Annotated in this window: 7 protein-coding genes; 5 read left to right on the top strand and 2 right to left on the bottom strand. The window is 72.2% G+C overall.

What is annotated here, in order from left to right; translation table 11 throughout:
* Positions 1–318 precede the first annotated feature (318 nt).
* Positions 319–1293 carry a carbohydrate kinase family protein gene (locus ACIP5M_RS23280; RefSeq protein WP_401199956.1) on the bottom strand — a complete coding sequence of 325 codons (975 nt, stop codon included), beginning with the start codon at positions 1291–1293 and terminating at the stop codon, positions 319–321.
* Between the two features lie 132 nt (positions 1294–1425).
* Here ACIP5M_RS23280 and ACIP5M_RS23275 point away from each other — a divergent pair, with 132 nt between their 5' ends.
* Entirely contained in the window at positions 1426–1662 is a 237-nt protein-coding gene (locus ACIP5M_RS23275; RefSeq protein ID WP_401199953.1) for a hypothetical protein, read from the top strand.
* A 73-nt stretch (positions 1663–1735) separates the two neighbouring features.
* Complete coding sequence (locus ACIP5M_RS23270; protein ID WP_401199950.1) at positions 1736–3190, top strand: hypothetical protein; 1455 nt, start codon at positions 1736–1738, stop codon at positions 3188–3190.
* An 84-nt stretch (positions 3191–3274) separates the two neighbouring features.
* On the opposite strand, the gene erpA is transcribed toward ACIP5M_RS23270, so the two are convergent.
* Entirely contained in the window at positions 3275–3631 is a 357-nt protein-coding gene (erpA, locus tag ACIP5M_RS23265; RefSeq protein ID WP_030010511.1) for an iron-sulfur cluster insertion protein ErpA, read from the bottom strand.
* A 292-nt stretch (positions 3632–3923) separates the two neighbouring features.
* Between erpA and nadA the strand changes: the two genes are divergently transcribed.
* The 3 genes from nadA to ACIP5M_RS23250 all read left to right on the top strand — a co-directional run bounded on the left by nadA (position 3924) and on the right by ACIP5M_RS23250 (position 7887).
* Positions 3924–5111: a quinolinate synthase NadA gene (nadA, locus tag ACIP5M_RS23260; protein WP_401199947.1), complete on the top strand. Its 1188-nt coding sequence runs from the start codon at positions 3924–3926 to the stop codon at positions 5109–5111.
* Between the two features lie 96 nt (positions 5112–5207).
* Positions 5208–5600 carry a hypothetical protein gene (locus tag ACIP5M_RS23255; protein WP_401199944.1) on the top strand — a complete coding sequence of 131 codons (393 nt, stop codon included), beginning with the start codon at positions 5208–5210 and terminating at the stop codon, positions 5598–5600.
* A complete protein-coding gene (locus tag ACIP5M_RS23250; protein WP_401199942.1) occupies positions 5587–7887 on the top strand; it encodes a TCP-1/cpn60 chaperonin family protein in 2301 nt (766 codons plus the stop codon). Before ACIP5M_RS23255 ends, ACIP5M_RS23250 begins: the two co-directional genes overlap by 14 nt.
* The last annotated feature ends 36 nt before the right edge of the window (positions 7888–7923 follow it).

The raw sequence follows: 7923 nt of genomic DNA, 5'->3' as shown, positions 1-7923 counted from the left end.
ACGAGCGCGCAACCACCTGGAACATGTCGAAGCACGCCTTCGTGCGCGAGCCGAGGAGACACTCCGGCGGGGCACCGCCCCAAGCCCCGCTCCGGACCCACCCGGAGGACACCCCCCAGCCCCGCCGGCGTTTGAGGCGAACCCCACCCGGCCCGGGGGATCGGGGCCCCGCCCCGGGGGGCGCCATCCCAGCCCCGCCGGCGTTTGAGGCGAACCGCACCCCGCCCGGGGATCGGGGCCCCGCCCCAAGGGCGCCACCGGCGCGGGAGGCGCGGGGTCTGGGGCGGAGCCCCGGGAGCGGCCGGGGGCCCGGGCGCGTCAGGACAGGTGGGCGCGGACCTCGGCGGCCGCCTCTTCGCCGTAGGCCTTGGTGAAGCGCTCCATGAAGTGCGCCCGCGCAAGGGTGTACTCCTGGGTGCCCAGCGTCTCGATGACGAGGGTCGCGAGCATGCAGCCCAGCTGCGCGGCCCGCTCCAGGCCCACACCCCAGCTCAGCCCCGTCAGGAACCCGGCACGGAACGCGTCGCCGACGCCCGTCGGGTCGACCTTCGCGGTCTCCTCGGGGCAGCCGACCACGATCGGCGCCTCGCCGACCCGCTCGATCTTCACGCCGTTCGAGCCGAGGGTCGTGACGCGGGTGCCGACCTTGGCCAGGATCTCCTCGTCCGACCAGCCCGACTTCGACTCGATGAGGCCCTTCTCGTACTCGTTCGAGAAGAGGTACGTCGCCCCGTCCATCAGGGTACGGATGTTCTCGCCGTCCATGCGGGCGATCTGCTGCGAGAAGTCGGCCGCGAAGGGGATCCCCCGCGTCCGGCACTCCTCGGTGTGGCGCAGCATCGCCTCGGGGTCGTCGGCGCCGATCAGGACGAGGTCCAGCCCGCCCACGCGGTCGGCGACGGCCTTCAGCTCGATCAGACGGGCCTCGCTCATCGCGCCCGTGTAGAAGGAGCCGATCTGGTTGTGGTCGGAGTCGGTGGTGCACACGAAGCGCGCGGTGTGCAGGACCTCGGAGATCCGGACGGACTCGGTGTCGACGCCGTGCCGGTCCAGCCAGGCGCGGTACTCGTCGAAGTCGGAGCCGGCGGCTCCGACCAGGATCGGGCGGCTGCCGAGCTGCCCCATGCCGAAGCAGATGTTCGGGCCGACACCGCCCCGCCGTACGTCGAGGTTGTCGACGAGGAAGGAGAGGGAGACCGTGTGCAGCTGGTCCGCGACCAGCTGGTCGGCGAAACGGCCGGGGAAGGTCATGAGGTGGTCGGTGGCGATGGAGCCGGTGACTGCGATGCGCACGGCGTGGACGCTCCTGCGGAGGACAGTAAGGGGACAGTCAAAACTACCCGGTCGAGGGCCCCGGGCCGAACGGCCGAAACTACCCCGTAGTAGGTCTTTCTTCGCTTGAGGCGCGGTGCCTACGGTGCGTCCATGACCTACACCGATGGCTTCGGCTCCCCCGAGTACACCGCCGAGACGCGCGGCGCGGAAGTCTCGCGGCGGCCCGGCTTCGCCCGTCTGCTGGGCGACTGCGCCCGGATGGCCCCGCACTGGGCGGTTCCGGCGGCTCCGCTGCCGGCCCGGGTGGCTCCCTCGCAGATCCACGGGATCAGTGTTCCGCCGGCCTCGGCGCGTCTGATCGCCTCCACGGCGGTCTACGGGGACTGACCGGGGAACCGGTTGCGCGTCTGTTCCGTCACACCCGCATCAAGTACGCCGGGACAGGTGAAGGAGCGATGCGGTGACCAGCGAAGAACCCGAGACGACATCACGCGGCACACGACGGCGGCCGGCCTGGGCCGTCGGGTCCATCGCGGCCGCCGTGCTGCTGACCGGCGGCGGTACCGCGTACTGGGCCTCCACCGCGTACGGCGACGCCTCGCCTCGTACGGCCGACAGCGCGGCCTCCGCGCCCCGTGCCGCGGGGAGCCCCTCGGGGCCCGGCATCGCGCCCGGGGAGCACGACCCGTCCGGCGGCGGGGTGGTCTACCGGGCCGACGTGAAGCTGCCCGACGGTCCGGCGACCGCGCCGGCCTACGCCGTGTCCGGGGAGGTCACCTCGGAGGAGGTGGCCAGGCTCGCCGCCGCCCTGGGCATCGCGGGCGCCCCGCGGGACGGCGGCGACGTCTGGGTGGCCGGTGAGGCGGCCGACGGCTCCGGGCCCCGGCTCACGGTGACCCGCAAGGCGCCGGGGACCTGGAACTTCAGCCGCTTCCAGGTGCCGGGCAACGGCACCGGCAACGGCGCCGGAGACGACTGCGTGCGCGGCAAGGACACCTGCGGCCCCGCCACCCTCCCCCAGGACGCGCCCGCGGGCACGGGCACGCCGGTGTCCGAGGAGGCCGCCAAGGCCGCCGCGGCCCCGGTGCTCGCCGCCGCCGGGCAGGCGGGGGCGGCTCTGGACGCCCGCGTCACCCAGGGCGCGGTGCGCGTGGTGACGGCGGACCCCGTGGTCGGCGGTCTCGCCACGCAGGGCTGGTCCACCAAGGTCAGCGTGGGCGCCGACGGGTCGGTCGTGGCGGGCAGCGGCGAACTGAAGACCCCCGTACGGGCGTCCGAGCAGCCGGTGGTCGGGGCCGTGGAGGCGCTGGCCCGCCTGAACGCGCGGTCGGGCGGCTCGCGGGGTACGGACACCGGGCCGAGCGGCTGTGCGACCTCGGTCCCGCTGGACCCGGACACCCCGCTGGGGCCGACGGACGTGCCGCCCTGCAATCCGGAGCCGCGGCCGATGAAGCCGCCGCGCACGGAGACGGTCAAGGGCGCGGCTCTCGGCCTGGTGCCGGGGACGGTGGACGGGGCCCGCGGTCTGGTCCCGGCCTGGCTCTTCCAGGTGGCGGGCACGGGCGGCGCGCCGGACCGCACGGTGGCCGAGCCGGCATCCGCCGGGGAGGCCGCGCCGACTCCCGGTCCCCAGGACGGCCCGAAGGGCGGCCCCACCGTGCCCGGGTTCTCGTACGCCCAGGCCGACCGGAAGCTGACCGTGAACTTCTGGGGCAGCGTGTGCAGCACCTACGCCCTGGAGGCGCGGGAGCAGCCGGACTCGGTCCTGGTGAGGATCACGGACACCCCGAACAAGCCGGGCCAGGCCTGCATCATGCTCGCGCAGGAGATGTCCGTGACGGCGACGCTCCAGCAGCCGCTGGGCGAGCGCAAGGTGGTCGACGCGACCTCGGGCAAGCCGCTCCCCCGGCAGTAGCACCGGGCATGCGCGAGGGCCCGTCCCTCCGGTCGGATGTGACCGGAGGGACGGGCCCTCGTCGTGGTGCCGGGGCGTCCGGGTTTAGCTGAACGAGTCGCCGCAGGCGCAAGAGCCGGTGGCGTTCGGGTTGTCGATCGTGAAGCCCTGCTTCTCGATGGTGTCGACGAAGTCGATGGAGGCGCCGTGGAGGTACGGGGAGCTCATCCGGTCCGTGACGACCTTCACTCCGTCGAAGTCCTTGACGACGTCGCCGTCGAGGGAGCGCTCGTCGAAGAAGAGCTGGTAGCGCAGGCCGGAGCAGCCGCCGGGCTGGACGGCGACGCGGAGCGCCAGGTCATCGCGGCCTTCCTGCTCCAGCAGGGTCCTGACCTTCTCGGCGGCGGCGTCGGACAGGAGGATGCCGTCGCTCACAGTGGTCTTGTCGTCCTGTACGGACATCTGCATTCACTCCCGAAGTGGGCGGCTCCCCGCCGGAGGCAGGGATACGTCGGACTCTTGCCGTCGGTGGCAACGAGCGGGACCGCGGATTCATTCCGGGACCCGACGCTTGTTTCAGATATTCATGCTCGCACACCGCGCGGGGGGCGTACCCGAGGCTTCGCGGGCTGATGCGTCACATCGACACTATGGACATCGTCAAACTGACATGAAGAGGTTATGATAGATAACGTCAAATAGACGAGAACTCGAAGCGATGCCTCAAGCAGTCCCTTGTCGTAGAACAGAAAGGGTGCGTGCAGTGACCACCGCCCAGCCTTTGGACGTCCAGCCGTCGCCCCTCGCCCTCCTGCTGCTCGGCCGCGAGGCCGACCCGAAGAGCGAGCGCGGCGTGGAGTGCCCCGGCGACCTCCCCTCGCCGTCGGACCCGAACCTGGTGGCCCGCGCCCGCGCGGCCAAGGAGAAGCTCGGTGACAAGGTCTTCATCCTGGGCCACCACTACCAGCGCGACGAGGTCATCGAGTTCGCGGACGTCACCGGCGACTCCTTCAAGCTGGCCAAGGATGCGGCCGCCAAGCCGGAGGCCGAGTACATCGTCTTCTGCGGCGTCCACTTCATGGCCGAGTCGGCGGACATCCTGACCTCGGACGACCAGAAGGTGGTCCTGCCCGACCTGGCCGCCGGCTGCTCCATGGCCGACATGGCCACCGCCGAGCAGGTCGCGGAGTGCTGGGACGTGCTGACCGAGGCCGGCGTGGCCGGTGCGACGGTCCCCGTCTCGTACATGAACTCCTCCGCCGACATCAAGGCCTTCACCGGCAAGCACGGCGGCACGATCTGCACCTCGTCCAACGCGAAGAAGGCCCTGGAGTGGGCGTTCGAGCAGGGCGAGAAGGTGCTCTTCCTCCCGGACCAGCACCTGGGCCGCAACACCGCCGTCCGCGACATGGGCATGTCCCTGGACGACTGCGTCCTGTACAACCCGCACAAGCCGAACGGCGGCCTGACCGCCGAGCAGCTGCGCGACGCGAAGATGATCCTGTGGCGCGGCCACTGCTCGGTCCACGGCCGTTTCTCGGTCGACTCGGTCAACGACGTGCGCGCCCGGATCCCCGGCGTGAACGTCCTGGTCCACCCCGAGTGCAAGCACGAGGTCGTGGCGGCCGCGGACTACGTCGGCTCGACGGAGTACATCATCAAGACGCTGGAGGCGGCCCCGGCCGGCTCCAAGTGGGCCATCGGCACCGAGCTGAACCTGGTCCGCCGCCTGGCGAACCGATTCGCCGCGGAGGACAAGGAGGTCGTCTTCCTCGACAAGACGGTCTGCTTCTGTTCGACGATGAACCGCATCGACCTCCCCCACCTGGTGTGGACCCTGGAGTCCCTGGCCGAGGGCAACCTCGTCAACCGGATCCAGGTCGACAAGGAGACGGAGAGCTTCGCGAAGCTCGCGCTGGAGCGGATGCTCGCGCTGCCGTAACCGGCGAGGCCGACGCCGGAACCGATCGCGGAAAGGGGCACCCCCCGGGGTGCCCCTTTCGTTTAACCTCCCCGGTACGAGGGGGAGTTGATCGCCATGACGCAGTACATCGAAGTGCTGGCCGACGCGGGTGCCCAGGCCGACGCGCAGGAGCAGGAGGAGGCCAGGGCCGAACTGGTGGCGGCGCTGGAGGAGCTCGGCGTCGACGAGGTCCGCGTACGGGAGGTCCCGGCGCTCCCCGGCTCCAAATCCGGCGGCGCGGGCACGGCGGAGATCCTCGTGGCGGTCGTCCCGGCCCTGTTCGCGGCCGTGGTGGGGGCCTTCGAGGCCTGGGCGCAGTGGATGGGCGCGCGACGGGTGCGGGTGAAGATCGGGGAGGACGAGTTCGAGGCCTCCCGGCTGACCCCCGCGCAGCGGCAGGCGCTGATCGACCACTTCATCGCCGCCCGGACCACGCGCGCGCAGGAGCCGCCCGATGGCAGTGCGTGAGGCGCTGGTCGTCGCCACCTCCTCGTACGAGGACACGCGGCTCAACCAGCTGCGCTCGCCCGGCCTGGACGCGATGGAGCTGTCCGAGGTGCTCAGCGACGCGGGCATCGGCGGCTACGCGGTCCGGCCGGTCATCGACCAGCCGGCGCACGTCGTCCAGCGCGAGATCGAGCGCTTCTTCCGCGCCCGCAGACCCGACGACCAGCTGCTGCTGTACCTGTCCTGCCACGGGATCAAGGACTCCAGGCTCCAGCTGTACTTCGCCGCCGCCGACACCGACCGCGACCTGCTCGACTCGACGTCGGTCCCGGCCGTCTTCGTCAACGGCCAGCTGACCCGCTGCGCGTCGCGCAAGATCCTGGTGCTGCTGGACTGCTGCTACAGCGGGGCGTTCCGGCCCGGCGGCGCGAAGTCCGCGGACACGGCCGTGCACCTGCTGGAGGAGTTCAAGGACACCGGCGTCGCGGTGATCACCGCGACGGACGCGATCCAGCAGGCCTGGGAGGGCGATGGCCCGGTCACCGAGACGGGAGAAGGACGGCTCTCCGTCTTCACCGCCGCGGCGGTGGAGGGGCTGCGGTCCGGACGGGCGGACCGGGACGGCGACGGCTGGGTCTCGGTCGAGGACCTGTACGGCCACGTCCGCGAGGAGATGCTGGCCCGCGATGCCCGGCAGAACCCGCTGCGCTGGATCCTGGGCGGCCAGGGCACCCTCAAGATCGCCCGCCGTGCGGCCCTGGACGGCGTCGGCCCCCAGCCCCTGCCCCGCAGCCTCCCGGCCCTGGGCGGCCTGGCCACCGAACTGCTGGCCGGCATCACACCGGCCGCCTCGGTGCTGCGCCGGACCCTGGGGCCGGTCCCCCGGCCGGTGCTGCTGACCCGGGAGGACGGAAGTGCGTACGCCAGCACGGACACCCGGGAGATCGTCGCGGCCCTGCCCACGGAGCCGGGCTACGCGGCGGTGGGCACGGCGCTGTTGCGCGCACTCGTCGCCGATCAGCACGGCCGGGACATGGACGGCGCCGCGACGGCCGCGGTGGTCTTCGAGTCGGTCCTGCGAGGGCTCCAGCCGGCCTTGGCGCAGGGGACGAACCCGGTGGTGCTGAGGCGAGCGGTGCCCGCAGTCTTCGCGCAGGCGAGGGAGGTCCTCGTGGGGTTCGCCGCGCCCCTGGACGAGCTGTGGAGCGGGCGGCTCACCCGGGCCCTCGCGGCGGCGTGCGGGAGCGACCGGATCGCCTCGGTCGTGGGTGACGCGTTGCTGGCGGTCGGCAGGCAGGGAGCGATCACCGTCACGGAGTCCCCCGGCTTCGGGGTCGACCTGTCGATCGCCGGCGGCTGCTCGATCGGGGCCGGCTACCTGTCACGGCGGTTCGTCACGGACGAGGAGAACGGAGAGGCGGTTCTGCACAACCCTCGGGTGCTTCTGTGCGCCGACCGGCTCACCCAGGTGGAAGACGTGCTGCCCGCCATGGAGCTGGCCGTCGAGGCACGCCGGCCACTACTCGTCGTGGCCCCGGGGATCGACGGGGAGGCGCTGGCCACCCTCGCGGTCAACGCGGAGCAGAAGATCTTCGTCTCGGTCGCGGTCAGCCTGCCCGCCGCTCTGCTGGGAGACCTCGCGCTCTTCACGGGCGGCCGCGTCCACCAGAAGGCCGCGAACATCCGCAATGCCGGTGCGGAACAGTTCGGGGAGGCCCGTACCGTCGTATCCACCCGCGACCGGACGGTTCTGATCGGAGGGGGCGGCGACCCCTGGCTGATCGCCCAGCACGCCGACCGACTCCGCCAGGAGGCGGAACTGAGCTTCGGTACGGAGCGGGACGACGTCTTGTCCAGGCTGTCCCTGCTGGCGACCAAGACCTGCGAGATCTCCGTGGGCGGCTCGAGCGACGAGGTGATCCGGCAGCGCATGGCCCAGGTACGGCGTGCGTTGCACGCCGGACAGGCCGCACTGGTCCACGGTCTGGTGCCCGGTGGGGCCACGGCTCTGGCGATGACCGGTCGCCGGCTGCCCCCACCGCCCGATCCGGCGGCCCCGGACGTCGCCGCGGCCCTGCGCCAGGCACTGGCCGAACCGCTGCTGGCGGTCGCGAGGAACCGCGGCGAGCCCGATGCGGAAGCAGTACTGCGCCAGGTTTACGAGCAGTGGCCGCAGGTCACCTACGACGCGGCCCGGGGTGAGTTCGCCGACAGCGCTGAGGCCGGGGTCTGGGAAGCCGCGCCGACGGCCGTCGGGGTGCTGCACGCGGTCGAGGCCGCCGTGCTCGACTACCTCTCGCTCCTCTGAGGTACGCGCAGGGGGCGCCCCCGGGATCCGGAGCGC

The sequence above is a fragment of the Streptomyces sp. NPDC088762 genome (genome assembly GCF_044750905.1).
Lineage (GTDB): Bacteria > Actinomycetota > Actinomycetes > Streptomycetales > Streptomycetaceae > Streptomyces.
The sequence above is the reverse complement of the archived record's forward strand: the minus strand, read 5'-3'. Positions and strand labels throughout refer to the sequence as shown.